At 49.3% G+C, this 26,075-nt stretch carries 26 protein-coding genes; 12 read left to right on the forward strand and 14 right to left on the reverse strand.

Annotated elements, in window-relative coordinates:
• Positions 1-311 (forward strand): polysaccharide deacetylase family protein (locus BOW06_RS13145; protein WP_502608669.1); only part of this gene is annotated, 311 nt, incomplete at its 5' end.
• Positions 312-410: 99 nt separating this feature from the next.
• Entirely contained in the window at positions 411-1,340 is a 930-nt protein-coding gene (locus BOW06_RS10020) for a sulfotransferase (RefSeq protein ID WP_143556085.1), read from the forward strand.
• Positions 1,341-1,436: 96 nt separating this feature from the next.
• On the opposite strand, the gene BOW06_RS10025 is transcribed toward BOW06_RS10020, so the two are convergent.
• From BOW06_RS10025 to BOW06_RS10065, 9 genes are all read right to left on the reverse strand, one after another.
• Positions 1,437-2,405 carry a sulfotransferase domain-containing protein gene (locus tag BOW06_RS10025; RefSeq protein WP_078455150.1) on the reverse strand — a complete coding sequence of 323 codons (969 nt, stop codon included), beginning with the start codon at positions 2,403-2,405 and terminating at the stop codon, positions 1,437-1,439.
• A 204-nt stretch (positions 2,406-2,609) separates the two neighbouring features.
• On the reverse strand, positions 2,610-3,302 hold the full coding sequence (locus BOW06_RS10030; protein WP_078453387.1) for an acylneuraminate cytidylyltransferase family protein: 693 nt from the start codon (positions 3,300-3,302) through the stop codon (positions 2,610-2,612).
• Between the two features lie 20 nt (positions 3,303-3,322).
• Positions 3,323-4,495: a UDP-N-acetylglucosamine 2-epimerase gene (neuC, locus tag BOW06_RS10035; RefSeq protein ID WP_078453388.1), complete on the reverse strand. Its 1,173-nt coding sequence runs from the start codon at positions 4,493-4,495 to the stop codon at positions 3,323-3,325.
• 2 nt (positions 4,496-4,497) lie between these two features.
• Positions 4,498-5,526 carry an N-acetylneuraminate synthase family protein gene (locus BOW06_RS10040; protein ID WP_078453389.1) on the reverse strand — a complete coding sequence of 343 codons (1,029 nt, stop codon included), beginning with the start codon at positions 5,524-5,526 and terminating at the stop codon, positions 4,498-4,500.
• A gap of 277 nt (positions 5,527-5,803) precedes the next feature.
• Entirely contained in the window at positions 5,804-7,144 is a 1,341-nt protein-coding gene (locus tag BOW06_RS10045; RefSeq protein WP_078454721.1) for a surface carbohydrate biosynthesis protein, read from the reverse strand.
• Between the two features lie 99 nt (positions 7,145-7,243).
• A complete protein-coding gene (locus tag BOW06_RS10050; RefSeq protein ID WP_078453391.1) occupies positions 7,244-8,233 on the reverse strand; it encodes an NAD-dependent epimerase in 990 nt (329 codons plus the stop codon).
• Positions 8,233-9,576, reverse strand: coding sequence for a UDP-glucose dehydrogenase family protein (locus BOW06_RS10055; protein WP_078453392.1), 1,344 nt, complete (start codon positions 9,574-9,576; stop codon positions 8,233-8,235). Before BOW06_RS10055 ends, BOW06_RS10050 begins: the two co-directional genes overlap by 1 nt.
• A 122-nt stretch (positions 9,577-9,698) precedes the next feature.
• Positions 9,699-11,210 carry an ArnT family glycosyltransferase gene (locus BOW06_RS10060; protein WP_043117612.1) on the reverse strand — a complete coding sequence of 504 codons (1,512 nt, stop codon included), beginning with the start codon at positions 11,208-11,210 and terminating at the stop codon, positions 9,699-9,701.
• The gene (locus tag BOW06_RS10065) at positions 11,207-12,226 is read right to left on the reverse strand and encodes a glycosyltransferase family 2 protein (RefSeq protein ID WP_078453393.1); all 1,020 of its coding nucleotides are present in this window, start codon (positions 12,224-12,226) and stop codon (positions 11,207-11,209) included. The genes BOW06_RS10060 and BOW06_RS10065 overlap by 4 nt, the downstream gene beginning before the upstream one ends.
• A gap of 65 nt (positions 12,227-12,291) precedes the next feature.
• Between BOW06_RS10065 and BOW06_RS10070 the strand changes: the two genes are divergently transcribed.
• The 5 genes from BOW06_RS10070 to BOW06_RS10090 all read left to right on the forward strand — a co-directional run bounded on the left by BOW06_RS10070 (position 12,292) and on the right by BOW06_RS10090 (position 16,435).
• The gene (locus tag BOW06_RS10070) at positions 12,292-13,194 is read left to right on the forward strand and encodes a lysylphosphatidylglycerol synthase transmembrane domain-containing protein (protein WP_052132251.1); all 903 of its coding nucleotides are present in this window, start codon (positions 12,292-12,294) and stop codon (positions 13,192-13,194) included.
• Positions 13,191-14,648: an ArnT family glycosyltransferase gene (locus tag BOW06_RS10075; protein WP_043117613.1), complete on the forward strand. Its 1,458-nt coding sequence runs from the start codon at positions 13,191-13,193 to the stop codon at positions 14,646-14,648. The genes BOW06_RS10070 and BOW06_RS10075 overlap by 4 nt, the downstream gene beginning before the upstream one ends.
• Positions 14,645-15,325, forward strand: coding sequence for a phosphatase PAP2 family protein (locus BOW06_RS10080; RefSeq protein ID WP_052132252.1), 681 nt, complete (start codon positions 14,645-14,647; stop codon positions 15,323-15,325). Before BOW06_RS10075 ends, BOW06_RS10080 begins: the two co-directional genes overlap by 4 nt.
• Positions 15,326-15,398: 73 nt before the next feature.
• Positions 15,399-16,049 carry a thioredoxin family protein gene (locus tag BOW06_RS10085; protein WP_043117615.1) on the forward strand — a complete coding sequence of 217 codons (651 nt, stop codon included), beginning with the start codon at positions 15,399-15,401 and terminating at the stop codon, positions 16,047-16,049.
• A complete protein-coding gene (locus tag BOW06_RS10090; protein WP_043117616.1) occupies positions 16,046-16,435 on the forward strand; it encodes a DUF423 domain-containing protein in 390 nt (129 codons plus the stop codon). Before BOW06_RS10085 ends, BOW06_RS10090 begins: the two co-directional genes overlap by 4 nt.
• Positions 16,436-16,497: 62 nt before the next feature.
• Here BOW06_RS10090 and BOW06_RS13285 read toward each other — a convergent pair whose 3' ends face one another.
• The 5 genes from BOW06_RS13285 to BOW06_RS10110 form a co-directional block, all read right to left on the reverse strand.
• On the reverse strand, positions 16,498-16,887 hold the full coding sequence (locus tag BOW06_RS13285) for a hypothetical protein (RefSeq protein ID WP_230208722.1): 390 nt from the start codon (positions 16,885-16,887) through the stop codon (positions 16,498-16,500).
• A 102-nt stretch (positions 16,888-16,989) separates the two neighbouring features.
• A complete protein-coding gene (locus BOW06_RS13290) occupies positions 16,990-17,439 on the reverse strand; it encodes a nucleoside recognition domain-containing protein (protein ID WP_230208723.1) in 450 nt (149 codons plus the stop codon).
• A 16-nt stretch (positions 17,440-17,455) separates the two neighbouring features.
• On the reverse strand, positions 17,456-18,817 hold the full coding sequence (locus BOW06_RS10100; RefSeq protein ID WP_043117618.1) for a TRAP transporter large permease: 1,362 nt from the start codon (positions 18,815-18,817) through the stop codon (positions 17,456-17,458).
• A complete protein-coding gene (locus BOW06_RS10105; protein WP_043117620.1) occupies positions 18,817-19,413 on the reverse strand; it encodes a TRAP transporter small permease subunit in 597 nt (198 codons plus the stop codon). Before BOW06_RS10105 ends, BOW06_RS10100 begins: the two co-directional genes overlap by 1 nt.
• Positions 19,414-19,550: 137 nt before the next feature.
• Entirely contained in the window at positions 19,551-20,627 is a 1,077-nt protein-coding gene (locus BOW06_RS10110; protein ID WP_179115167.1) for a TRAP transporter substrate-binding protein, read from the reverse strand.
• Between the two features lie 304 nt (positions 20,628-20,931).
• On the opposite strand from BOW06_RS10110, the gene BOW06_RS10115 reads away from it, so the two are divergent.
• Genes BOW06_RS10115 through BOW06_RS10135 form a run of 5 tightly spaced genes read left to right on the forward strand, consistent with a single transcriptional unit; the run spans position 20,932 to position 26,042 of the window.
• The gene (locus tag BOW06_RS10115; protein ID WP_078454722.1) at positions 20,932-21,690 is read left to right on the forward strand and encodes a FadR/GntR family transcriptional regulator; all 759 of its coding nucleotides are present in this window, start codon (positions 20,932-20,934) and stop codon (positions 21,688-21,690) included.
• 7 nt (positions 21,691-21,697) lie between these two features.
• Positions 21,698-23,230 (forward strand): acyl CoA:acetate/3-ketoacid CoA transferase, encoded by a 1,533-nt coding sequence (locus BOW06_RS10120; RefSeq protein ID WP_078453394.1) that lies wholly within the window; start codon positions 21,698-21,700, stop codon positions 23,228-23,230.
• The gene (locus BOW06_RS10125) at positions 23,227-23,976 is read left to right on the forward strand and encodes a (Fe-S)-binding protein (protein WP_043117623.1); all 750 of its coding nucleotides are present in this window, start codon (positions 23,227-23,229) and stop codon (positions 23,974-23,976) included. The genes BOW06_RS10120 and BOW06_RS10125 overlap by 4 nt, the downstream gene beginning before the upstream one ends.
• Positions 23,966-25,402 (forward strand): LutB/LldF family L-lactate oxidation iron-sulfur protein, encoded by a 1,437-nt coding sequence (locus BOW06_RS10130; RefSeq protein WP_043117624.1) that lies wholly within the window; start codon positions 23,966-23,968, stop codon positions 25,400-25,402. The genes BOW06_RS10125 and BOW06_RS10130 overlap by 11 nt, the downstream gene beginning before the upstream one ends.
• Positions 25,395-26,042: a LutC/YkgG family protein gene (locus BOW06_RS10135; RefSeq protein WP_043117625.1), complete on the forward strand. Its 648-nt coding sequence runs from the start codon at positions 25,395-25,397 to the stop codon at positions 26,040-26,042. Before BOW06_RS10130 ends, BOW06_RS10135 begins: the two co-directional genes overlap by 8 nt.
• Positions 26,043-26,075: the final 33 nt, after the last annotated feature.

Below are 26,075 nucleotides of genomic sequence, written 5' to 3' on the forward strand. Positions count from 1 at the left end.
CCTATGCTACCGCAGCTTGCCCTCTAACCAACTCTGTTGAGTTGCACTTGGAAATTAAATTCACGTCGTTTGAAACTCTTGAGTCCATTACAGAAGGGCTTTCCACAAGAACTTTTTGTTACCCTTATGGAGGATTCCACAGCTTTACAAATGAAACTGAAAAGCTACTGGAAGAACATGGATGCCACTTCTCGTTTAATGTAGAACCAAGAGATATTGACCGGAATGACTTAATAAATCGGAGACAGGCACTGCCACGTTACGATTGTAACCAGTTCCCCCATGGATCTTTCAGAGAAACAGTGTCGTAAATAAATATCCAAAGATAAACGATACCAACAACTCAAACGTTAAAGGAATGGACACTGTAATCATGTTAAAGAGTATTGTTATTGCACAAGGCTATAAAGATGAATGAAGAAGATCAAGCGCCAGAATGGCTGGAAAATGCGGTCTTGATTTATGGGCCGAGAAAAGCTGGCACGACACTTTTACATAATCTGCATGATGGTAATAATGAACTATTCGTTTATCCTGCAGAGCTCAAATTAAAACGCTTTCGTCGTACCATCTGGCAATCTCAGCCAAAGGCATCAGAGTTATATTTTGATCTCTCACGACTTTCAAAAACTGAAGTGCCAAATTTTGATAATAAGTCCTATGCATCCTATGCAAAGTCGTTACGTAATGAAGAAATATCTTCATTACGTGAACTTATTCAAAAAGATATTTACGCAGTATATAGATTTGCAGAAAACAAACCGTCTAATCCATTGCAATGGTGTGTTAAAAAGGTAGGAGAAGATACCAACATGATAATTGCATTCTGGAAGCAGATGTTTTTTAACGGAAAAGTTGTCATGATTGTCCGGGACCCTCTTATGGTTGCTCGTAGCGTCATACTAAGCAGAAGACGTGGAGGCATTCGCTTAAGTGCAAAACAGCTGTTCAAACAAACAAAATCACCTATACGAAATCTCTATGACCAGATGCAACTAATTGACGACAAGTCATTTCATTTCGTTGTCTATGAGAAACTCACCTCAGAAACTTCAGCGACAATGCATGGTGTTTGTGACTATTTGGGTATTAAGTATTCTCCTGTGCATGAATACCCAACAATATTTGGAGAGAAAACAGTAACACGTACTTCATCAAAAAATACTCAAAAAGTGTTCCAAAATAGAAATAAATGGCATAACAACCTAAGCTTCAGGGAAAAACTACTTGTATGGATATATTCAACAATCATCAACTATCGCTTATCAATAAAAGCAAAAAAAGAGGGTAAGCGATATGGACCCTATCCAGAAATGGTAAAGAAAATTGAGAACAGATAGTAGAATCCGTATATATACAGTGCACTGTCAGCTTAAGTGCCCCCATATGACTTGACGACCTACGTAATTCTTATGAGTAAGTAGTGCAGACTACATCTACAACAAATAGCCCTTAGCTTCCAGGTCCACACCCAACTCTCTCGACAATTTTTTATTGTCAGAGCCCCACGTACTTTGTATCAACTCTCTAAGCTCACCATCTACTGAAGGGTCTAACCCACCTTTACCGATGAACTGGTGATAATTAAGTCTTATGAAATTCGGAATGCCGAGACCATTATTAACAGGGGACTTTCGAATACGTTTTAAGTAATTCCCCTTGGAGGTATTTTTTTTATCTTTTAGAGCCTTTAGTACAACATTGTGATCAACAGACAGAATATCCCCCAATTGCCTACTAAAATACTCAGGATTTTTCACCATATCCTCAAAAAATAGTACGAATACTTTGTCAGACCCCAGAATGTCACAATAACTCTTGTACAACTGATAGTAATTCAGGTTTGAAAACCAATTATGATCCTGCGTAGCTATTCCGTATTTCAACCATCGGTCAAATCGTATGACTTTTTTTGGTATAAGTTTAAAAAGCGAAGGCTTCTTATCGGTGTACTGATAACCAATCGGCAAGCCAATTGTAGCCCATTGCCTCCATACCTTATGTTGCCTGTATCTTGATTTGATTATCTCCTGTTGATTCCTGATCACCAAAAAAACCGCAGAGTTACCGGCAACTGCCTTTATTCTATTTGCATAAATCTCCTGGAAATAGAGCGGACTTCCTAGACTGGTAAACATCTCATCTGAAATCACTATCCTTTTGTTTTCTGCTTCTGCATTTTCCTCCAAAGTTTTTATTTTATTTTTAACGCATTGAATACCCGGAGGTGATGTTGGTTTACATATCGCCAGACCCGCTTGCCGCCAAAACCGATCGGGCTTCCCATCTTGATGAACAGGCATGCCTACAAAATAGTCTGTATTTTGAAATAGATTCCTTTGCAAGGTCGTTGTGCCTGTTCTAGGCATTCCGATATGAAACAGTATTTCTTTTGAGTTACTCATCTAAAAGTATCATAACACAGGGAGGAAACGGATAGTGTTTAGCTTTCAGCAAATGCATTCAATGATGCTGTCAGAATCGCCGAACAGCCTGTTTTTGTCAAGCTGATAACGACCAGGCAGTGCACGGAGACTGGACTATATCAAAGCATCCTTGGCGATATTAGGAACTGTCTCGTCTCGACCTTATTTATTAATCTAATCTTGTTAATCCAGGCCTAAATAAGAGCGTGCAGTTTCAAGATCTATTGGAGCATCAATATCTATAGATCGCTCACGAGGCATTTCAACAATTGCTGTTCTTCCACCCCATAATCTCCCTTCGTGTTCGAAAAATGACCTGGTTACAGAAAATATTGCGCCATTTCTTTGTACAACCTTTGGCAAGTCCTGACGCCGCATTGACTCGTATTTTGGCGCCACAGGTATAGCTCTGTCTGAATCCAAGAAATACATTTTTGCTGGATGAGATATTTTATCTTCGAATGCACTGACAACCGAGTCATATTGACCAGACTCAATCTTATTTTTTGCGAGAAGAACATCATCATCAGTGCGTAATGGTGATGTCACTTGTAATAATGTAATCAGGGCAAACATGTCAGCATTAGGATCGACTGATTCCAACAGATGTTCGACAACACTCACAGATGTACTTTCATCAGTTGCGAGCTCTTTCGGTCGAGCTATTACTTGTGCACCACATGACCGTGCAACATCTGTCATCTCGCCATCTTCTGTAGACACATATACATCTTGTTGTGGATAGACTCTCAATGCCTGCCTAATTGTCCATTCCAGAAGCGAGATGCCATTCTTGATTTCACTCAGATTCTTTCTTGGTATACCTTTGCTTCCACCGCGTACTGGTATAATACATATTGTTCTTTTGCTTGTCATAATCCAGGCTTTATACAGGCCTACTCATCTGCCTCGTTAATGTATGACAATTCCTTCTGTAGCTTGATTGTACAGGTGGCTAGAATGTCCGCAATTTTCTGACCGGCTGTACCATCACCAACCAGAGTAGATGAAGGATAGGTTCCATGTGACAGTTGCCGCTCGATAGCCGAGCTTATTTTCTCTGCATCATAATCAACATCCAAAACATTTGATGCCCTTTCACGCCCAGCCTGCCTGCTACCTATATTGACACATGGCGTACCAAGAAATGCGCCTTCACGTAAACCGGAGGACGAGTTACCGACCAGGCATTTTGAATTCGCGATGAGTCGGACATAATCCTCCGGCTCAAAGTTGATAAAAAAGTGCATGTTTGATGCATCATGACGTTCCCTGAAAACCCGTATACCTTTTGCAATATCGTCTGAACCCGCATCAACATTTGGCCATAGCCAAACAACTTGCATTCCTTTATCAGAAAATTGTTTAACAGCCTTCAGTGTCTGATTTATTTGAGCGAGCCCACTTCCATATTCTGTTGTCACAGGGTGCTGGAGTACAACGATATAATCCTTCTCTACCGACAGATCATCACCTACACCTTTATATTTCTCAAAGAAGTCAGGTGCAAGGGTCATATCGAGACCGACAACGACATCAATTGCCGGACAGCCGGTCAAATGCACCGTATCAGGTATCTCGCCCATTCTAAGTAAAAACTCCTTTGCACGCATGGTTGCGGGAAAATGAATGTGTGATAACTTCGTTATTGCATGCCGGACAGATTCATCGATAGAACCGGTCACTTCACCACCTTGCGTATGCGCAACGGGTATATTCATGTAACTGGCGGCAACTGCCGTGGCCAATGTTTCAAACCTGTCTGCCACGGTCACCACGATGTCAGGTTTCAGGTTTTCAAACAGTGTGGCTAATTCCGTAATGGCTAGCCCTGTAGATTTGGCCATCGTTGTAGGAGTTTCCCCTTCTAGTATTGAATATACAACGGCTGTTTCAGAGAAACCGTCCTTCCTGATAATGTCTATGACTGAACCGAAACGGTGCAACAGGGCTGACGATCCAACCAGTAACTGAAGTTCAAGGTCAGGGTGCTTATCCACAGCCCGCATCAATGTCTTGATCCGTCCATAATTGGCACGACTGTGTACAACTACGCATATTTTTCTCATTGTTATTCCATGTCCTCCCAAGTCAGGAGGCGATTTTGATCAACATCTCGGATAAGCCTTCGACCATTCACTTTATCCTGTTCATTCCAGGGAATACCGCTTCCGGGCTTCTTTGGAATAAGATCCACTTCTTCTATGACATGTCCGGCAAGCAGGTCAACTCTCAGGCCCACACTCTTTCCGAAGAGTTCTTTCTGATCCTTCAAATTCTCGGCCATCTCATCTTTATCGACAGGATTGGCATCAAGCTCAACAACACTCTCGGCAAATTGTACCAGCTTACCAAGTTCATCCACCGTGACCGATGCAGTAATGTCGGGCCCGAACATTCTGCGATCAAATGTCGTGTGAACTTCAATAAGAGTATAGCCCCTGGCAATCGCAATCATCGCAGGTGTCAAAGTTCCCGTATGATCAGACAGCCCGATGCGACAGTCATATCGACGTTTCATTTCGTCAAGGATGTTTAACCCGACATCTGCCAGTGGCGTTGGGTACCTGCTGGTGCATTGTAACAACGAAAATACTGTTCCAGAACTTTCCAGTTTATTCACAACATCATCAATTTCTCTCCAGGAACTCATCCCTGTGCTCACAATTATGGGCAGGTCAGTCGCAATCATAGAATCGAGAAGCTCGTGTGAAAAAGTATCTCCGGAACCAACCTTCCAGCACTGCACTCCCAACTTGACCAGCATCTCGACAGCCTTAGTTGAGAACGGGGTACTCATGAACTCAATCCCCCTTTCATCGGCATGCTGTTTTAATCCCTGCCACTGGGACTCTGTGAATTCCATGCGACGCCAGTACTCATACCTGGTGTCATCTTGATGTGAAAACTTAATGCGAAATGGCTCGTCAAGAGTCGATTCCTCAGAGGCAATATGCGTCTGAAACTTTATTGCATGCACACCCTCATCTGCCAACGCGTCTATGTAAGCGTGACACATACCGAGCGACCCATCATGGTTCTGTGCAATTTCACCAATAATGAATGGGCTTTGTTCACTAATAAATACTTCACTAGACATAAAAGACTCATTATGTTCATTCTGGATTGCGAAAGGAGTGCATAACTGCGACTCCCTCTTAGGATATATAACAGCTATCCACAGAAGAAAGCTACAGGCGCTCTTTTTCTTTAATGTATATCTCGTACAGTTTACTTAATAATCAAGAAAAATATCCGGAAATCAGCAGATTGGCCTGCGCAACATGTTTGAAATAAATGCGACCCAAATTATGAAAGGTCGCGAATCTGCAGGAAAATACTCAGCACGTGAATAGAAGAGCCCATAATCAGCCAAACTAGTCGCTATGAATATAAAACAGATTATACTTTACAGGTAATGCCGTTATTTTCTTGCTGACAACCCCGCTATCCATTAAACACTCAAGAAACCTGTTTATTTCATCAGGCCTGGTGAAAGGGTGTTTATCTCTCATGGTCTTTTTTACTATTCTCTCTTGCTTGTCGATGATAAGAGATTCCCTGAAGGCCCGAAATGAATATCGAATACTGCCGGTCAAGTTATAAAATTTTTCTGAAACAATGTTTGAATTAACATCAAAGTCACTCATGAATTGTACCGACATGAATTCAGAACAAATCTCATCCAGAGAAAGATCCTGTCGAAGAAAACCATTAATAGTCATATCCCCATCTGCCACTCCGTACTCATCGCCAAGAAAGTTAATAACTTCATCAACAGTGTTGGCAATATGACCAACATTATTTACCGAATCCAGGGCATACCTGGCGACGCCATCCGGGCAGTAGGACACCACCTTTTTATTCATATATGCTGCTTCTATAGCAGTCGTGCAGCAGTTATGGATTAGTGCACTACTAGCCAAAATCCAAGGTGCAACTTCTCCAGTAGCGCACACAAATACATTTTCACACCCTTTAAATTCACGTTCAACATACTTGATATTATCTGCAGGATGTGGCCTGAATACGATTCTATTTCCATCAGCTGCTAATTTCTTGACGATAGAAACAAAAGAGTTATAAATAAATTCCAGTTTTTTTATTTTCTCGTCGTACGCGAATTTATTCTCTTTTTTATCGAAAAGTCCTTTTTCGTAATTCCTTCTCTCATACATCTCCCGGTTGGTATAAGAGGCGAAATTGCTAACTATGAGAATGAAATCCCCGTATTTATTGGATATTCTTTCCGCACTTTCATCAAAATAACCGTAATACCTGTTCATCCATAACAACACTCTTGCATTCCCTGTCGTTAGAAACTTGCTTTCATCCAGGAGGTACTTTTGTCTCATGAATGCTCTTTGTTTTTCACCCCACAAAAATATTTTTTTAGCTAGGTTAACCGTTTGGGGTGAATGCCTCACTTCAGAAAATCGCTCCAAGTTATCTACCAGCAATCCCTCTTCGTCCATTGCAATGCAACCGAAACCTGCGTCAGCCAGATCAGTTACTTGATCAAGTATATGTGCAGGAATGCTTTTTTTAACTATTACCCCTGATGTTAATGACAAGCGTTTAAACTGCTCTTTTCTTCTTGCTCTAGGTCCAACAAATGTATGGCAACCACGCTCCGCCAACATAGCTGCTAGTAACAACCTGGAAAGTAATTCTCTTTTTTTTATTTCAACATCAAAATAATAAACCGGCTTTTCCATTCATACTCTCTTAGAGATTACATGTAGAAATATTGTTTCATAGTCACTACGGATATACCTGTCAGGCCTACTGCCGGTTACAGTATACCGGCTACCAGATTATTGTCCGTAATAATCTCTATACCACTCAACAAATCGATTAATTCCATCCTGCAGGGAGGTCTGTGGCTTGAAGTCGACGGCCGCAATCAGGTCATCAACATCTGCATAAGTCACAGGAACATCACCCGGCTGCATCGGCAGCATCTCTTTTACCGCTTCCTTTCCGCACGCCTTCTCGATCGCAGAAATAAAGTCGCCAAGTGTTTCGGGTTGGTTATTGCCGATATTGTAGAGCGCGTAACGGGCAGTAGCGTTTGAACCAGGTGCTTTTTTCTCTTCTGGCGGCTTGTCTAGCAAGCGCACAATCCCTTCAACGATATCATCGATGTAGGTGAAATCACGTTGCATCTCTCCACGGTTGAATACCTGGATGGGCTTGCCTTCGAGAATCGCCTTGGTGAAGCTGAAGTAAGCCATGTCAGGCCGACCCATGGGACCGTAGACTGTGAAAAAGCGCAGGCCGGTAACAGGGAGTCCATAAAGGTGTGAGTAGCTATGCGCGATCAGTTCGTTAGCCTTTTTCGATGCCGCGTAGAGCGAAACCGGATAATCGACATCATCCGTGGTAGAAAATGGCACCTTGGTATTCATGCCATAGACAGAACTGCTCGATGCGTAGACCAGGTGTCCTACTTTTGAATGGCGACACCCTTCCAGTACGTTAGCAAATCCGACAAGGTTGGAATCGATATAGGACGCAGGATTCTCAATCGAGTAGCGCACACCCGGCTGTGCCGCCAGGTTGACAACAACATCAAAACTGCTGCCGGCAAAGAAATCCGCCGTCGCTTCCCTGTCAGCTAGGTCAAGTAGTTGAAATGTAAAACCGGGTTTCCCCTCAAGCTGGTCCAGGCGCGCCTGTTTCAGTTCGACATCATAATAAGGTGTCAGGTTGTCAACAGATGTGACCTGTACACCATCTGCAAGCAGTCGCTGTGCCAGGAAATAACCGATAAAGCCAGCTCCGCCAGTAATTAATACATGCATCATGAGTTACCTTTTACAGAGTCACCGCGGCCAATCGCGTAATAGATCCAGCCATGACTCTTGAGCTCTTCAGGTGCATAGATATTACGGCCGTCAAAAACCACCTTGTTGTTGAGATTCTCCTCAAGCACATCAAGCTCGGGAACACGAAAAGCCTTCCACTCGGTGTGAATAATCAGTGCATCTGCGCCCTCGGTAGCGGCATGCTTGTCAGCCGCATACTCAATCCGGTCATCATCACCAAATATTCGCTGTGACTCCTCGCTGGCAACCGGGTCATATGCACAAACAGTGGCGCCGGCTTCAAGCAGGCCTGCAATGGTCACACGGCTGCTGGCTTCACGCATGTCGTCAGTTTCCGGCTTGAATGAGAGGCCCCAAATCGCAAAACGCTTTCCTGCCAGGTCATCACCAAAGTGCTGTTTAATTCTTTGTAACAGGACAGCTTTCTGACGTTCGTTGACACCCTCAACTGCATTCAGCAACTCTGCATGGTAGCCAATATCTTTTGCTGTACTTGCAAGTGCCTTTACATCCTTGGGGAAACAGGATCCGCCGTAACCACAACCGGGATAGATAAAGTGGAATCCGATACGTGGGTCAGAACCGATGCCACGACGGACATTCTCGACATCGGCACCAAGACGTTCTGCAAGGTTCGATATTTCGTTCATAAAGCTGATCTTGGTTGCCAGCATGGCGTTAGCCGCATACTTGGTCAATTCTGCAGAGCGCACGTCCATGATCACGAGGCGCTCATGGTTGCGGTTGAAGGGCTCGTAAAGCTCACGCATCACCTCGATGGTATGCGGGTCTTCCGAACCGATCACGATACGATCCGGCTTCATGAAATCAGGAATCGCCGAACCCTCTTTGAGAAACTCGGGATTCGAGCAGACATCGTAATGGATATCGAGGCCGCGTTCGTCAAGAACACGGCGTACCTCGGCACTCACCTTGTCTGCTGTGCCGACAGGTACTGTTGACTTGTCAATAATGATCTTGGGGCTGTCCATGTGAGTGGCAATCGAGTTTGCCACTGCAAGGACGTACTGCAGATCGGCAGAGCCATCCTCATCAGGCGGCGTACCAACAGCAATGAACTGTACATCGGCAAATGCAGTGCCCTCTTCAGCCGAGGTTGTGAACTCGAGCGTTCCTTCAGCAATACAACGCTTGACGATTGTATCGAGGCCCGGCTCGTAAATCGGTATGCCACCAGATTTGAGCAACGCAATTTTTGACTCGTCGACATCGACACAAAGCACGTGATGACCGACATCAGCCAGGCAAGCGCCGGTGACAAGACCAACGTAGCCGCTACCGTAGATTGAAACTTTCATTATTGAGATCCGAACAATTGAAACCGGGAAAGCGGAGCCGAACTCGATCCGGCCCACTTGAACAGCGGCAAATTATAACGCAATTGGCATGACAAAAATATAACAGGCCCGGGGCATCAGCCCTACCTGGCACCTGGTGCCATATCGACCCGGTAGACACGATATGGCTTGCGTCCCCTGGCTTCACCGAGACTTCCGGCCTCATATCCCGTCTCTTTTACAACGGCCTCAAAGGCCTCTGCGTTCTTGCGGCGTACAATCCAGAGGCGATCTTCATTATCGCCCTCGTTGAGCAATTCATCGGCAACCGTCTGCTGTTGGGCCTCATCCACATCCGCTTCATTCATGGCCAGTTGTTCGACCTCGGCATCCATGTAGAAAGAAAGCCCCTGCTGGGCCTCGTGGCTGACAAACACGACCTCGTCCAGCTTAGCGGGCCAGATTTGTTCTAACTGCCGGGCGAGCATACGGCTGTCAATCGAGACATCCTTGAAGTGGTCAGCAACACCCAGCACCAACCTGAAAACCAGGACAAAGGCCACACCCGCCATGGGCACAAGATACCAGCGTCTTTTTGAGAACAGGGCTTCAGCCTCGCTCGCTGCCAGAAGCGCAAGCGGGACAAACAGCGGCAGGATATAGAATGGCAGTCGCGACTTGACCAGCATAAAGACCGTCATAGGAAACAGAAACCAGAGCAGCAGGAATTTCTGCTTTTCATCAATCCTGTCAGCACCGCCCCGAAATGAGCGATACCAGGCCATAAGAGGCTTTTTGAAGCCTCGCCACACATAAACCCACCATGGCAAAGTGCCGATCAGGAGAACCGGCAGATAGGTTCTCAAGCCGCCGTACCACTCGGCATTGCGCTGATGCTTGTCACTCGTAGCGCGTACCAGAACCTCGTTATAGATGAAATCAAAAAAGAGCGAAGGATTCTCCCCTGCCAGCATCAGGAACCAGCTGGAGGCAACAAGGGCTGACAGTATCAATCCTGGTATCCAGTAGAGACGCACACCGACAAAGGCACGGTGTTGGAAAATGTAAAACAGCAGCAAGGCAAACAGCGGCAAGGCCACAGCAGGCCCCTTGATAAGGTAACCTAGCCCGGCTGCAAACCATCCAAACAAAGCGCCATAGCGGGCACCAAAACTGCCCGTCTTGCCCCAAATTGCATAGCAAAAACCGGTAAAAGATGCAGTCACTGCTGCTGCCAGCAGGCTGTCCGTGGTAATAAAGTTGCTTGCGGACGCGGGAAACATGAAGCTTGCATAGATCAATGCAGGCAACCAGGGGCGTTGCGGATGAAACAGCCGTCCAAGCTGCCACACAAACAGGGTTGTCAGAATGAATCCAAACATACCGGGCAGGCGCATCACGAACTCACTGCGACCCAGGGTATCGATGGATGCTGCAATTGCCCAGTAGGTCAGAGGAGGTTTTGTCCAGTGGGGGTGCTCATGGTGCGTCATCGGATGCAGCCAGTCGTCGAAACGCAGCATCTCTATCGCCACGTTGACATAGCGCCCTTCCGAACTTTCCCACAACCCCCGCAGGTCTTGAAACAGGAGCGTGTATACAATCAGTACAAGCAGTGCCAGAAGCAGTGCTTTACCACGGCTGGCTGGCATCATGCCTGGTCCCTGTTACCATCCGTTTTCCACGCAACCTGCTTACTCTCAAGATTACCAGTCAACTGGTAAGGACTGTTTTCAGTTGACTCGTAATAGGTGCGTGTCATCAGTTCTGCCAGCACTCCCGTGGTTATGAACTGCAACGAGGCGATCAGCAAGACAATCCCGACAAGCAACAGGGGGCGCGTACCGATATCGGCACCAAAGACAAACTTGTCGACAGCCAGGTAGCTGAGTATCAGAGCGGAGACGGTTCCTGACGCCAAACCCACCATGCCAAAGAAGTGGCCGGGGCGTGAACGGAAACGCAGGAAAAAATAGACAAAAATCAGGTCAAGAATGACGCGAAAAGTGCGTGAAATCCCGTACTTGGATGTACCCTGCTCTCGTGCATGATGCTTGACGACCGTCTCACCGATTTTGCTTGGCCGCGTGAATACAGCTGCCCACACTGGAATGAAACGGTGCATCTCACCGTAGAGGCGTACACGCTTGATCAAAGAGGAGCGGTAGACTTTCAAGCTGCAACCGTAGTCATGCAGGCTCACACCCGTGATATTGGCTATCAGCCGGTTGGCAATCATTGACGGAATCTTGCGCAAGAGCAATCCATCCTTGCGATCCTTTCGCCAACCCTGGAGGAGGTCAAGATCTCTCTCTTTTAACTCTTCGAGCATGCGCAGTATGTCATCCGGATCATTCTGCAAATCACCATCCATAGTGACTATATATTTGCCCGAACTATAGTCTATTCCCGCCTGCATCGCCGCTGTCTGGCCATAGTTTCGATGCAACTCCAGCAGGTGCACATGCTTCCCGTACTGATCAATCAGCTCTGAAACACGCTGGGGGGTACCATCAGAACTGCCGTCGTCGACAAGAATCAGCTCCCAAGGGTAGAATGAGCCACGCATGGCTGCAGTCACTCGTTCGAGCAAGGCATCGATCGACTCTATTTCGTTATACAATGGAATCACAATGCTGAGAGAATCAGCACTGGTATCTTGATCAGACATAGCTCAAACAGTCACAAGCGAGACAAAGTGGCGCATATAATAACCCATCAGGAAGCATATTAGAAATGATGCCTGTCGCCCGCTCACGTCTACTCGTCGCAGTCATCATTGCTATCATCTACCTGGCACTGGTCCATTATCTGTTTGATTTGAAGGTAATTATCTCTCAGTGGAGAGAACTTCCGGCAAGCACACTGATGCTCGCAACAGCTGGCCTGCTGATCAGTTACCTCCTGCGCGCATGGCGTAACCATAATTTCTTTGCACTCGACCATTTTCCCACCAGCATTCGCCTGACCCTGATCCATAATGCGCTCAATCACTGGTTACCGGCACGTACCGGGGAGTTCAGTTTTCCTCTTCTCATGAAACGTTATTTCGGGCATGGCTATGCCGGTTCCACGCACGGCTTGCTGTGGCTCAGACTGATGGATCTGCACGCACTTGCCGGAACAGCCCTGCCGGTTTTCTACCCGTTCCTGAATACCGCGTTATTTTTTCTGCTGCTTACTGCCTGGCTCGCTTCGATGCCCCTCGCTTTCTGGCTACTCGGGCATTTCAGGCAGCACATCCTGGCAAATCCCAGCGACAAGCGACTTGCCACAATGATGAAAAAAGCCGTCAACGAATTGACGGGGTCAAAACGCACTTTCTTCATCGCATGGCTTCTGAGCATGACCAACTGGACGGTCAAAATCTGCCTTCTCACCCTGCTGGTCACAGCTTTTGTCACGGTCCCGGCTACTGCGGCGCTGACAGCCGTCATAGCAGGTGAGCTCACGTCCATTCTGCCAATCCACGCACCCGGCGGGCTTGGCACCTACGAGGCCGGCATGTCAGCTGCTTTCACTCTCTTCAGTATAGACTTCAAATCAGGACTACAAGCGGCAGTTCAGGCTCACCTGTTTCTGCTCAATCTTGCTATCATTAGCGCTGTTTTCGCCTTACTGATCCCTAAAAAACGATGACAAGCGAAAGAAACAGCTTCGCGTGGCTTCTGCTATTTATCGCCGGCATAACGGCATACCGCTTTTTCGCCCTTCTCGGTTACGATTACGCACTTTATACCGACGAAGCCTATTACTGGTTATGGTCAAAAGAGCTCGAGTGGGGCTATTACTCAAAGCCGCCGGTTATCGCCCTGCTGATTCGTGCAGCAACCAGCGTTTGTGGTGATGCTGAAGTCTGTATCCGTAGTATCGGTATCATTCTTTACCCATTCACTGCACTGGGAATCTACCTGACCGGAAAAACAGTTGCGAACAGCCGTGTTGGCCTCTGGGCAGCCGTTCTCTTCATCACCATGCCCGCCGTCAGCGTCTCGTCGCTTACCGCTTCGACCGATATACCACTACTGCTGCTTTGGAGTTGGAGTCTCTTCTTTTTTATCAAAGCGCTCGATGGCAACAACTGGTCGTTGTGGATTCTGCTTGGCATCGCTGGCGGAATAGGAATGCTGAGCAAATACAATTTTGCGATTTTCTTTATCTCCGGGCTTTTGTTGATGGGAATCGTGAAAACAGACAGGCATCACCTGTTGAGCATCAAGCCATGGTTGGCAGTTTTAATTGCATTCCTGGTCTTCCTGCCCAACCTCGTCTGGAATTTCAGTAATGACTTTCCCACCATTACGCACACCTCGGAGATTTCTGGTGTTCTTAGTGAAAGCTTTTTTCACTGGGACAGCCTTGGTGGATTTCTACTCAGTCAGTTCATCATATTTGGCATCATTTCGTTCGGAGTTTTGCTCACGCTGTTGACACGTAATAACTGGTTGCAAGAGACGAATAAAATAAGGCTGCTGTATATGGGCCTGCCGTTCCTGTTACTCATCAGCGGGATCGCACTGTTCGGAAAGAGCAACGAGAACTGGGCATCACCAACCTATGCTGCCGGAAGCCTGCTGGTAGCATGGTGGCTGTATGACAAAGGGCTGAAAAAGCTACTCTATAGTGCTGTTCTCCTCAACCTTGTCCTCATGGTCGTAAGTACTCACCTGGACACGATCAAAACTGCCACAGGCATTGAAAACACTTCTGCCAACGATCCCTTTAAAAGGCTGCGCGGCTGGCGAGAGTTTGCAGCCCAGGTAGATGAACGGCTGTCACCAGACATGATCCTGGTATCACCGTCACGCACCCTGTTATCACATTACCTCTATGAGGCGAAACAGCCGATCAGCAGAAGCGCCAGCTGGAATCCGAAAAACAGAATTCGCAGCCATTTTGACTTGGTGAGAGAACTCAAACAGGATGAGAACCAGACTTACCTGCTGCTTAAAGTCCGTGAGGATGACTGCCTGGCGAGCAGCTTCGACTCGTTTGAACCACAGCCCCCAATAAGGGTCGAGATCTACGACAATTACAGCATAGAGGCAAGCGTTGCCCTTGCCCGGGGCTTCAAAGGATATCAGTGCAGATGAAAAATGCTGAAAACATGAATAAGGATGTCATCTGGTGGCTGGCAATAGCGATCTGGTTCACCCCGCTCTTCTGGCTGACTGATCTCGATATCCTGGTCGCATCACTCTTCGTTGAAGATGGTGAATGGATCGGGGAAAACAATCCGTTTGCGATCTTCTTTTACGAGAGCATTCCTATCCTGATGAGAGTGTCTCTTGTCGGCAGCATTGCAGCAATCTGCTGGTTCTGGTTCAAAAAACGATCCAGGTACAGAAACTATGCAACATACCTGTTGCTGGTCCTTCTCATCGGCCCGGGACTCATCGCCAACCTGATCCTGAAGGATAACTGGGGACGCCCAAGACCTGTGCAAACACTCGAGCTAGCCGGTGAAAATCACTATGTGCCGCCGCTCATGTTCAATGGTGAAACCAGCGGCAAGGCAAAAAGCTTCCCCTCCGGTCACGCTTCCGCAGCATTCTCCATGTTCGCATTCTGGTTCATGGCAGCACCGGGGCGGCGTAACAAGTACATCTTCTGGGGCGTCATGGCCTATGGCTCCCTTGTCGGCTTGAGCCGTATGGCACAAGGCGGCCACTACCTCTCAGATGTTATCTGGGCAGGGCTGATCGTTTATGCGACGGCATGGGTGCTGGCTCAGTGGTTAATAGTACCGATGCATCGGCGCTCTCCCTGAATCCTGGTTGTTGATTGCTGGCTAGTAAATGTCTTACCCTGAGATCATTCCGTCTAATCAAGACCAATGACCAATGACCAACAACCAAGTAAATCCTCCTGATGTTTTGTTACTTATCGCGCCCGGCTGTCCACATTGCCCCGCTGTAATGCAAAGCCTCTCAAATCTGCTCAAGGAGGGTGTAATCGGACGCCTCGAAATCGTCAATATTGCCCCTCACCCGGAAGTTGCCGACAAGGTTGGCACCCGCTCCGTCCCATGGATGCGTATCGGTGAAGTCGAACTGAGCGGCGCCCATACACCGGAGGAAATCAGGGAGTGGGTCGATAGATCCTCCACCTCCGATACCAGCGAAGTGATTTCCCACCTACTCGAAACCAATCGACTCGAACAGGCTATTGAGAAACTGCGCAACAACTCGGAACTGCTCAGAACCGTCATCGCACGCCTGCCAGAAGAAGAGGTTCCCTTCTCGGTACGTATTGGCATTGGCGCCATCATTGAAGAACTTGCTCATACTGATACGCTGGAAGCATCGGTACCCCTGTTACTTGAACTGGCCGCTTCAGACAATCGGCAAGCGCGTTCTGATGCTGCCCACTACCTCGGGTTTACCAAGGGAACTGCGACAGTCGTCGAAGCACTGAAAAAGCTGGGAAGTGACAGCGATATGGGAATGAGCAAAATCGCCCTCGAATCACTCGAAGCACTGGAGCAGCAATGAACAGACATGCAAGGCAACTGATCTCTCTTGGCGCCATCAACGGTTTCCTTGCCGTGGCACTCGGTGCATTCGGCGCCCATGGGCTTAAAACGATTGCATCGGTAAAGCAACTCGCCTGGTTCAAAACCGGAACCGACTATCACATGGTGCATGCTCTCGCGATACTGTTGTGCGCAGCGATTGCCATGCAACTGGATAACCGTAGCCTGGTGCGTATCAGCTACCTGTTCCAGGCTGGCATCCTGATTTTCTGCGGCACACTCTATCTAATGGCTCTTGGCGCACCTACATGGCTTGGGGCCATTACACCGATTGGCGGTACAGCTTTGCTTGTTGCCTGGGCATGGCTTGCCTGGTCCATGATCAAAGTTCGAGGCGAAAAGTAAATGGAGACAGCTGCTAGCTGAGATTGCCTCGATCCATCAATTTCAAAACAATCAACTGACGCCTAATAGATAAGCAGGTGCAAAACACTTCTGACAATAATACCAACCAGTGCACCGAAAATCGCCGCCTTCATGACATCCTTTAGTCCCGGGGTTACCGCTGAAAAAAGTGCCACACCCAGCAGGTCAAGCGGATTTGTTGCCAAACCCGCAAGTCGATTGAGTTCAGCGACTGTCAGCTGTCCTTGCTGAACCAGGTCAAGCGTCACACCCATGTAAGCTGTACCACCTGCAATGTATTTTGTCACTAATGGCAATGCGGCAGCTTCAGACAGGTTAATCAGTGATAATAGCGGCGCCAGTGAAGCACTAATCAGTGCAATAACACCGAGTTGCTCCAGCAGGTTGACGGTAAATATCGCCAACAGCAGCATTGGAAGCATCTGCAACACGATGGTCAGACCCTCGTTGCCACCCTTGGAGAGGAGATCGACAAGATTCCGCTTGCCACTCTCGTCCTGCTGCTCAAGCCTATCGGCATTCGATAATTCATGTCACCACTCTTCACGGTTCGCGAACAGGTAATAGGTCGCAGACGCACCTGCGAGACCGCCTACCAGGGAGGTAAGCAGTGTTACCCCGATATCGAGCCCGAAAGGGATCATCGGAAAGGAGGCGTTGGCCTGCGACATCACGAAGACAAGTGTCATTGCTGTCGCCAGGTGACGCCTGGAAACACCGCGCTGGTCCATCATCGTCAGTGAAGCCATGGGAGCGGCAAAACTGACGAACAGAACCTTGATGCCCGCAAACATACCCAGGCCGGTAATACCAAAGGGCCGAACCAGTGGAGTCAGGATACGGGTAATCATGTGGAGCACACCGTAGGCATCAAGCAGTTTCATCATCGCCAACATCACCACCATGATCGGCAGCAGTGAATAGAGTGCCAGGTCGACTGCAGTTTTTCCCGATTCGAGAATTAGCGCGATAAGTGACTCCATCAGGATGCCCGTCTCATCAGTAAGCGACGGATGGCAGCCAGGTAACAATCGGCGGCCACATCAGGATAATCAGTAATGCCACGAGTTGCAGCAGGATGAAAGGTGCCACGCCCTTGTAAATATCAGTTACCTTGATCTCAGGTGGGCAAACCCCCTTAATATAGAAAAGGGCAAAACCGACAGGTGGTGTCAGGAAGGATGTCTGCAGGCACACCGCAAAGAGGATCGCGAACCAGACCAGGTCAAACCCAAGGCTCTCCATAATCGGAGCAACCAGCGGCAGAATAATCAGCGTGATCTCAACCCAGTCGAGGAAAAAGCCGAGAAGAAAAACAGCGAACAGTACAACTGCAAGAACACCCATCGGAGGCATATTCAATCCCAGCAGGGCTTCCTCAATAACAGTATCACCACCCAGGCCACGCAATACCACGGAGAAGGCCGTAGCACCGACAAAGATCGCAAAGATGAAGGCACTCGTCTTGGTCGTCTGGAAGAGTGATTCACGCAGCACCTCCATGTTGAGACGCTGATTGATCACCGCCAGCAACAGGGCGCCTGCAGCACCGACACCAGAGGCCTCGGTCGGCGTTGCTATCCCGAAAAAGATCGAGCCGAGAACTGCAAGTATCAGAAAGGCCGTGGGAATAATCGCCTTGACCGCATTGAAAACGATTTTCAGCGTGATCTTCTCGACATTATCCGGCACAGGGGCTGCATTCGGCTTAACCCATGCATAGACCATGATGTATCCGACGTAGAGGAATACAAGCAGAAAGCCTGGGAAAAGTGCCCCCATGAAAAGGTCGCCAACCGAGGCATTCGGATTCGCCAGTCGGTCCGCCATCAACACCAGCATGATCGAGGGTGGAATCAATATCCCGAGAGTTCCGACCGAGCATGCCGTGCCGACTGCAAGGCTCTTGTTGTAATTGCTCTGCATCATCACAGGCAGCGACAGCATACCGAGCAATACCACGGATGCCCCAATGATGCCGGTACTTGCCGCCAGCAGCACACCGATGAAGACCACGGTCACAGCGTAACCGCCGCGTATTCCACCAAACAGCTTGACGATATTCTTCATCAACTCTTCGGCGACACCTGAACGATCGAGCATAATGCCCATAAAGATAAACATCGGCAGGGCAACAAGTGTCTCCTTGCCGACAAGATCCCACAATCGCTCGGGAACGAGCTGCATGCTGCTACCCCAACTGAACCAGAGGTCGGCGCCAAAATTTTCAACCATGACATGACCGACAACGGCAAACAGGACTGCTGTCCCACCCAGAACCCAGGCAACGGGAAAACCGGAAAAGAGCAGGAGGATGAAGGTTGCGAACATCATCACAACCATGATTTGTTCAAGTGACATCAGAATCGCCCCATCGGTTTATCAATACTCTTCGGCAGGCCGAAAAGGCCCGATGTACATTTCAGCAAGCGTGACAGTGCGACAATAGCCAGGAACACGAAAGCAATAACGATAAACATCTTTGGTAACCAGCGCGCTGGCAGTCCGTCCGGTGCGGGCGAGCGCTCGGCATTGCCAAAAGAGTCCATGAAGTAAGGGATCGAGTCATACAGAACGATGCCGATGAATGGGAGCATCAAGAAAAGAATACCGAAAAGCTCAACCCACAAGCGGGTACGGCATGAGAAACGTTCATGAAACAGATCAACACGCACATGGTCATCATGCACCAGCGCGTAGGAGAGCCCTACCAGCCAGGTGACACCATAAAAGTGCCATGTCATCTCTTCGAGTAAAATTGAACCCTGTCCAAATACATATCGGGCGATGACACTGACAAGGATGACCGCCATGGTGATCAACCAGAACCATGAAAAAAACCTGCCCACATGGTCCATCAGGCAATCCAGACGGTAAGATGGCCTAGTGGTCTTGATATCCAGGTGGTGGGAGTTATCCGGGATATGACTGACTGACGGTTCTATCTTGTTTTTCATCTTATTCTCCACGCCGCTTACGGTCTGCCCGGCTTCGTATTCAGCATCAGATCAGGCTGCCAGGAAAATCCTGTATCACAACAGCATTTTCCGGGCAGAACCGCCGGGGCTTATACCCCGGCGATCTTCAGGAGTAATTACAGATCAGACGGCAGGTAGGCAAATCCTTCCCACAGCTTGTAATTGTTCTGAAATGCCTGCTGACTCTCGTAGACGCGTTTGAAATCTGCGTCCTTCGCGCTCTCTTCAGCAAGCACCTCTTCAGTCAGGCTCTTGAGTTTCACAAGAATGTCACGCGGCAGTTTCTGCGCTGTTACACCCTTCTCACCGAAACCTGCAATGATGGCGCCCTGGTTATATTCAGAAGTTGTCAGACCCTTGACGGTTGCCGCAGTACAGACATTGCGAATCAACGCCTTGGTATCATCGCCAAGACCATCATATTCACCCTTGTTGATCAGCATGTAGGATGCAGTGAACGGCTGGTGCCAGCCAGGAAAGAGGTTGTACTTGACGATCTTGTTGAATCCGAGCAACTGATCGATCTGCGGCAGCGAGAATTCGGTTGCGTCGATTGTGCCCTTCTCCAGTGCCTGGAAGAGTTCTCCCCCGGGCATCATGGTAACTGATGCACCAAGTTTCTGGATCACCTTGCCGCCGATACCGGCAAAACGAATCTTCAGGCCGTTATAGTCATCGAGGCTCTCAAGCGGCTTTTTGTACCAGCCGGCAGTTTCAGGGCCGATGATACCGCACAGTTCGGCATGCACCTTGTAGCCCTTGTTGGCATAGACTTCCTGCAGCATGTCATGACCGCCACCCTCGTAATACCATGACATGTAAGCCCATGGCTTCAGACCGAACGGAATGGCAGCAAACAGGGGAATTGACGGAATCTTGCCCTGATCATAGCCGATCCAGGTATAGCCCGCCTTGACCTTGCCCTCACTAACTACACTGAGAATCTCGAAAGGTGGAACCAGCTTGTTCGGTTCAAATACCTTGACCTTCATCGCGCCGCCACTCGCCTGCTCGAGCTGCTCCGCTGCAAAAACAGACGGTGAGCCCAATCCTGGCAAAGAAGATTTAAATGCAACCGGCATTTTCCAGCGAACCTTGTCAATCGCCATCGCAGGTAATGCGACTGCCAGCGAAAGTACTGCTGCACAGGCAGCCTTGCTGCCAGTGGTACAAATTTTTTTCAGGTGATCCATGAATCTATCCTCCGGGGTTACTGTTTTTTATAGACGCGGTTAACGCTTGGTCAAACAGCATCTTTACCAAACAACCGTTAATGGTTAATTGGTATGACCAGCATTATGGGCAGAAATCGCATCTTGTCAAGTTTGCTTTCAATAATTCACGCAAATAATATTGCTCTAATATACTATATTTAATCGCCATTTCACCTATTCAAGCCTTTTCTTCGGTATTTTTCCAGATAAATATAACCAGGACTTGCTCTTGATGACTCTCTTGCCTAGAATAAAGGGATAATTGGTAAGACCAGATGGACAAATGAAGAAACAACGACTCTCGGACCAGGTAGCTGCCCAGTTGGAAGGCATGATTGCCGAAGGCACACTAAAGCCCGGCGAAAGACTGCCGGCAGAACGCCAACTGGCTGAACGCCTTGGTATCTCGCGCCCCTCACTGCGCGAAGCGATACAGAAACTCGCAAGCAAGGGCCTGATAAAAACCCGCCAGGGTGGCGGCTCATATATCGCTGAAGGTCTCACGCATGACTTTAGCAGCCCATTGATTGCCGTACTCAAAGACAGACCCGATGCCGAGTTCGACACCCTCGAGGTACGCAAGGAACTCGAAGGTATGGCAGCTTACCATGCCGCGATGAGAGCAACAGACGAGGACCGCGAGCACATCAGCGCGTCGCTCGATCGCATGCTCGAGGCACACAGGGCAAAGGCGGACTCAAACACAAAATTCGATGTTGATCACGCTTTCCATATGAGCATCGTCGAGGCAGCACACAATATTGTACTGACGCATTTCATGCGCGGACTCAAGGATGTTCTCGAGACCACAGTGAGCATCTATCTTGATGCATTCTATGCTGACCCCGAGTTCGTTGAACAAGTCTGTCAGCAACACAAAAATATTGTCCAGGCCATTCTCGACCGGAATCCTGATGCCGCTCGTGCTGCTGCAGTCTGCCACCTGGATTTTGCCTATCGCTTCTTCCGTGACTTTCAGACCAAGAACCGCCTTTCAGAAAGCGCCAAGTTGTACGCATCCATGTATGACGAGAACAGGTAAACAAGCAATGAACAGCACTACCAGGATTGTCGCTGCAAGCAAAGCTGTCACCACCATTCCGGATGGAGCAACAATTGCCGCCGGCGGATTTGTCGGCATCGGCGTACCGGAAGCGCTTCTCAGCGCACTGGAAGAACGATTTATCGAAACCGGCACACCCGGCAACCTGACACTGATATATGCAGCCGGTCAGGGTGATGGCAACCAACGTGGCCTCAATCACCTTGGTCACGAGGGAATGATCAAGCGCGTTATCGGTGGCCACTGGGGACTTGCACCCAAACTCGGCGCGCTCGCAAGCGATAACAAGATAGAAGCCTACAACCTGCCACAAGGCGTAATCTCACATCTCTATCGGGACATTGCAGCAAAACGTCCGGGCGCAGTCACCCGTGTCGGTCTCGACACCTTTGTCGACCCGATACATGGCGGTGGCAAGCTCAACTCGGTCACCACGGAAGAGATTGTCCAACGTATCGAACTCAACGGCGAGACCTGCCTTTTCTACCCTGCTTTCCCAATTGACGTCGTACTGTTACGCGGTACAACTGCAGACCACGCAGGCAACATCACCATGGAGCACGAGGCGCTGCATCTCGAATCGCTGGCAATGGCACAAGCAGCAAGAAATAGCGGCGGCATTGTGATTGTCCAGGTTGAACGTATTACTGAGCGTCATGTTCTCGGCCCACAGTTGGTGCGTATCCCCGGTATCCTCGTCGACTATGTCGTCGTCGCAGAACCGCATCAGCATGAGCAGACATTCGACGAGGCATACAACCCCGCCTACACAGGTGAAATCCGTGTCAGTTCAGATCATGCTGCTGTCGCCGAACTCAATGAACGACTGGCAATCGGTCGCCGTGCTGCAGACGAACTGGCTGCAGGAACAGTCGTCAATCTCGGTATCGGCATGCCCGAGGCAGTTGCGATCGCAGCCGAAGAGTCAGGACAACTCGACAGTGTCACCCTGACAGTCGAACCCGGCGGCATTGGCGGCAAACCTGCAGGCGGGCTCAGCTTCGGTGCAGCTGTCAATGCCGAGGCGATTATCGATCAGCCGGCACAGTTTGATTTCTATGATGGTGGCGGCCTCGACCAGGCTTTTCTCGGCATGGCGGAAGTAGACCGTCATGGCAACGTCAACGTCAGTCAATTTGGCACACGTATGGCTGGTGCAGGTGGCTTTATCAACATTAGCCAGAATGCCAAGTCTGTTGTTTTTCTTGGCACTTTCACATCCGGAGGCTTGCAACTGGATGTCGGCAAGGGCACCATCCACATAAAAGAGGAAGGCAGGCAACACAAATTTGTCGAAAAGGTGCAACACCTCACTTTCAACGGCAGAGCAGCTTTTGAGCGTGGCCAGCGGGTGACATATATTACCGAGCGTGCTGTCTTTGAACTAACCGCCGAAGGGCTTCTTCTTACAGAGATAGCTCCCGGCATCGACCTTGAACACGACCTGCTCGCACAAATGGCTTTCAAACCACTGATCGCTGCAGAGGTCAAAACCATGACAACGGACTACTTCCAATGAGCAATCAAACCACGGATACCCATGTCTACCTGTTCGGCACCTGCCTGATCGACCTGCTCTACCCGGATGCCGGCATGGCGAGTATCGAGTTACTACAGAATGCCGGTATCCAGGTCATCTTTCCTCCTGCCCAGAGCTGTTGCGGGCAACCTGCCTTCAACTCCGGATTCCGTAGTGAAGCACGCGAGGTGGCACGTAAACAGCTCGACTGTTTCCCGAAAAGCTATCCCGTGGTTGTACCCTCTGCCTCCTGTGCCGGCATGATGAAGCACCACTGGCCGGAGTTGTTCGAAGGTAACAGGGATGAAGAGCGCGCCTATGAAATCGCCTCGCGCGTCTATGAACTGACCGAGTACCTCGTTGATCGGCTCGACTATCAGCCTGTCGACAAGGGTGAATCAACCACGGTTGCGATTCACAGCTCCTGCTCGGCACTGCGCGAAATGGGGGTTGCGGACCGCATCGAAAAACTCGTCGGAGGCCTTCAACAGGTGACTTGCGTCGAGCAAGCCTACAAGAGTGAGTGCTGTGGCTTTGGCGGTACCTTTGCGGTCAAGCAGCCGGAAATCTCCGGTGCCATGGTGACCGAAAAAGCAGCATCAATTCGGGATACAGGTGCAGAGCGTTTAATCAGCCAGGATTGCGGTTGCCTGATGAACATCGGCGGTGCTTTCGAGAAGCAGGGTGAAGGCCCCGAATGCCAGCACATCGCAGAATTCCTGCTGGAGAGAAGCAATGGATCATAAGCTCGGAGAAGAGGTCAACAGCCGCTTCGGCAAGCGAATTGGTGAGGCTCTTGCCGATCCCCAGATCCGTCGCAATTTTCGTAACGCGCTCGATGGCGTTATGGCCAAGCGTGCTGAACAGTTCCCGGATCCCGATGAACTCTGGCAACTGCGTAATCTCGACAAGGCAATCCGAGCCAACTCTCTGCACAAACTGCCACAACTGCTCGAACAGCTGGAGCAGCAACTGACGGACAACGGCATACAGGTTCACTGGGCCGTGGATGGCGAAGAAGCCAACAAGATCGTCAGCGACATTCTCGACGGCAGAGGTGTTAAAAAAATCATCAAGGGCAAGTCGATGGTGACCGAGGAGACAGGTCTCAATCATCACCTCGAGCAGCTTGGCTACGAGGTGATTGAGTCCGACCTCGGTGAGTATATTATCCAGCTGGCCGAAGAGCCTCCGTCACACATCGTTGCACCGGCAATTCACAAAAGCAGGCTGGAGATTGCCGATCTGTTCGCCGAAAAGTTTCCCGACATCCCCTACACCGATGATGTCGACGAGATGACCCATTCAGCTCGCCTGATTCTGCGCAAGGAGTTCGCTTCCGCCGATGCAGGTATCTCCGGTGTTAATTTTGCCGTCGCCGAAACCGGCACCCTGTGCCTGGTCGAAAACGAGGGCAACGGACGCCTCTCGACAACCGCCCCACCAATTCACATTGCCGTGACAGGCATCGAGAAGGTTGTTGAGAAACTCTCGGATGTTCCGCCCCTGCTGTCAATCCTGACGCGCTCGGCAACAGGACAGCCGATTACGACTTACTTCAACATGATCAGCTCGCCACGTAAGGAGCACGAACTCGATGGCCCCGAAGAGGTTCATCTTGTGCTTCTCGACAACGGCCGCTCGGCTATCCGCGAAGATGATGAACTCGATGCCACACTGCGTTGCATTCGCTGCGGTGCCTGCATCAACCACTGCCCTGTCTACGTGCGCGTCGGCGGACACGCCTATGGCACTGTCTACCCGGGACCAATCGGCAGCGTGCTTGAGCCGCAACGCCTCGGCATCCATGAAGCCGGCAAGCTGGCTACTGCCTGCTCGCTGTGCGGACGCTGCGGTGAAGTCTGCCCGGTAAAGATCCCCCTGCCCCAGTTGATCAACCGTATCAGGGCCGAATCAAATGAAGCCGCATCGGACTCCACTGTCAGAGGGCACAACAGCCTGCGCAATCAGAAAGAGGTACTCACATGGAAGCTCTGGTCAGCGCTGTATTGTTCTCCGCTCCTGTACGGCCTCTTCACCAGAACGGCAACTGTATTACGTGTATTGGCACCATCTAAACTAGGCGCCTGGACACGTTACAGAAAAGCACCAAAGCCAGCGGCAAGAAGCCTGCACGCCATGGCTGCACGCAAAGGAGTCGATCATGAGTGAATCACGCAACAGGATTCTTGAGGCACTGAAAGCGCATTCTTCCGAAGCAGATCTTCCTTCACCACCAGTCTACAAGCCGCAGCTGACGTGGTCGAAAGATGAGAAACTCGACTGCTTTCAAACGATGCTGGAAAGCGTACACGGTGAGGTTCACCGAATTCAGGAGGATCAACTTGGTGAAAAACTCGCACAACTTCTGAAACAGAAAGAGGTGAAGCGCCTGCTCTGTTCACCAAAGTTTCCGCAGGCAATCTATGACGGCCTGAACGCAATCGAATGCCTTCGTTACGACCGACACATCAGTGAATGGAAAGAAGAACTCTTCAACTCGGTTGATGCCAGCATCACAACCACCCTCTGTGGTGTAGCCCAGACAGGCACACTTGTACTCTGGCCTGACCGTGAGGAACCACGCCTGGCATCGCTGGTACCGCCAATTCACATTGCCGTGGTTGAGGCAGACACAATCGTCGAGACCTTTGCCGAGGCAATCAGCGAGGGCAACTGGGCATCACAGATGCCAACCAATGCACTGCTGATCTCCGGCCCCTCGAAAACTGCCGATATCGAACAGATACTTGCCTATGGCATCCATGGACCGAAACAGCTGATCGTGCTTATCGTGAATAACCAAGAGTAAAAAAAATAACGAGCAATCAAATATTTATACTGG

This window comes from Solemya velum gill symbiont (assembly GCF_002020255.1).
Classification (GTDB): domain Bacteria; phylum Pseudomonadota; class Gammaproteobacteria; order Chromatiales; family Chromatiaceae.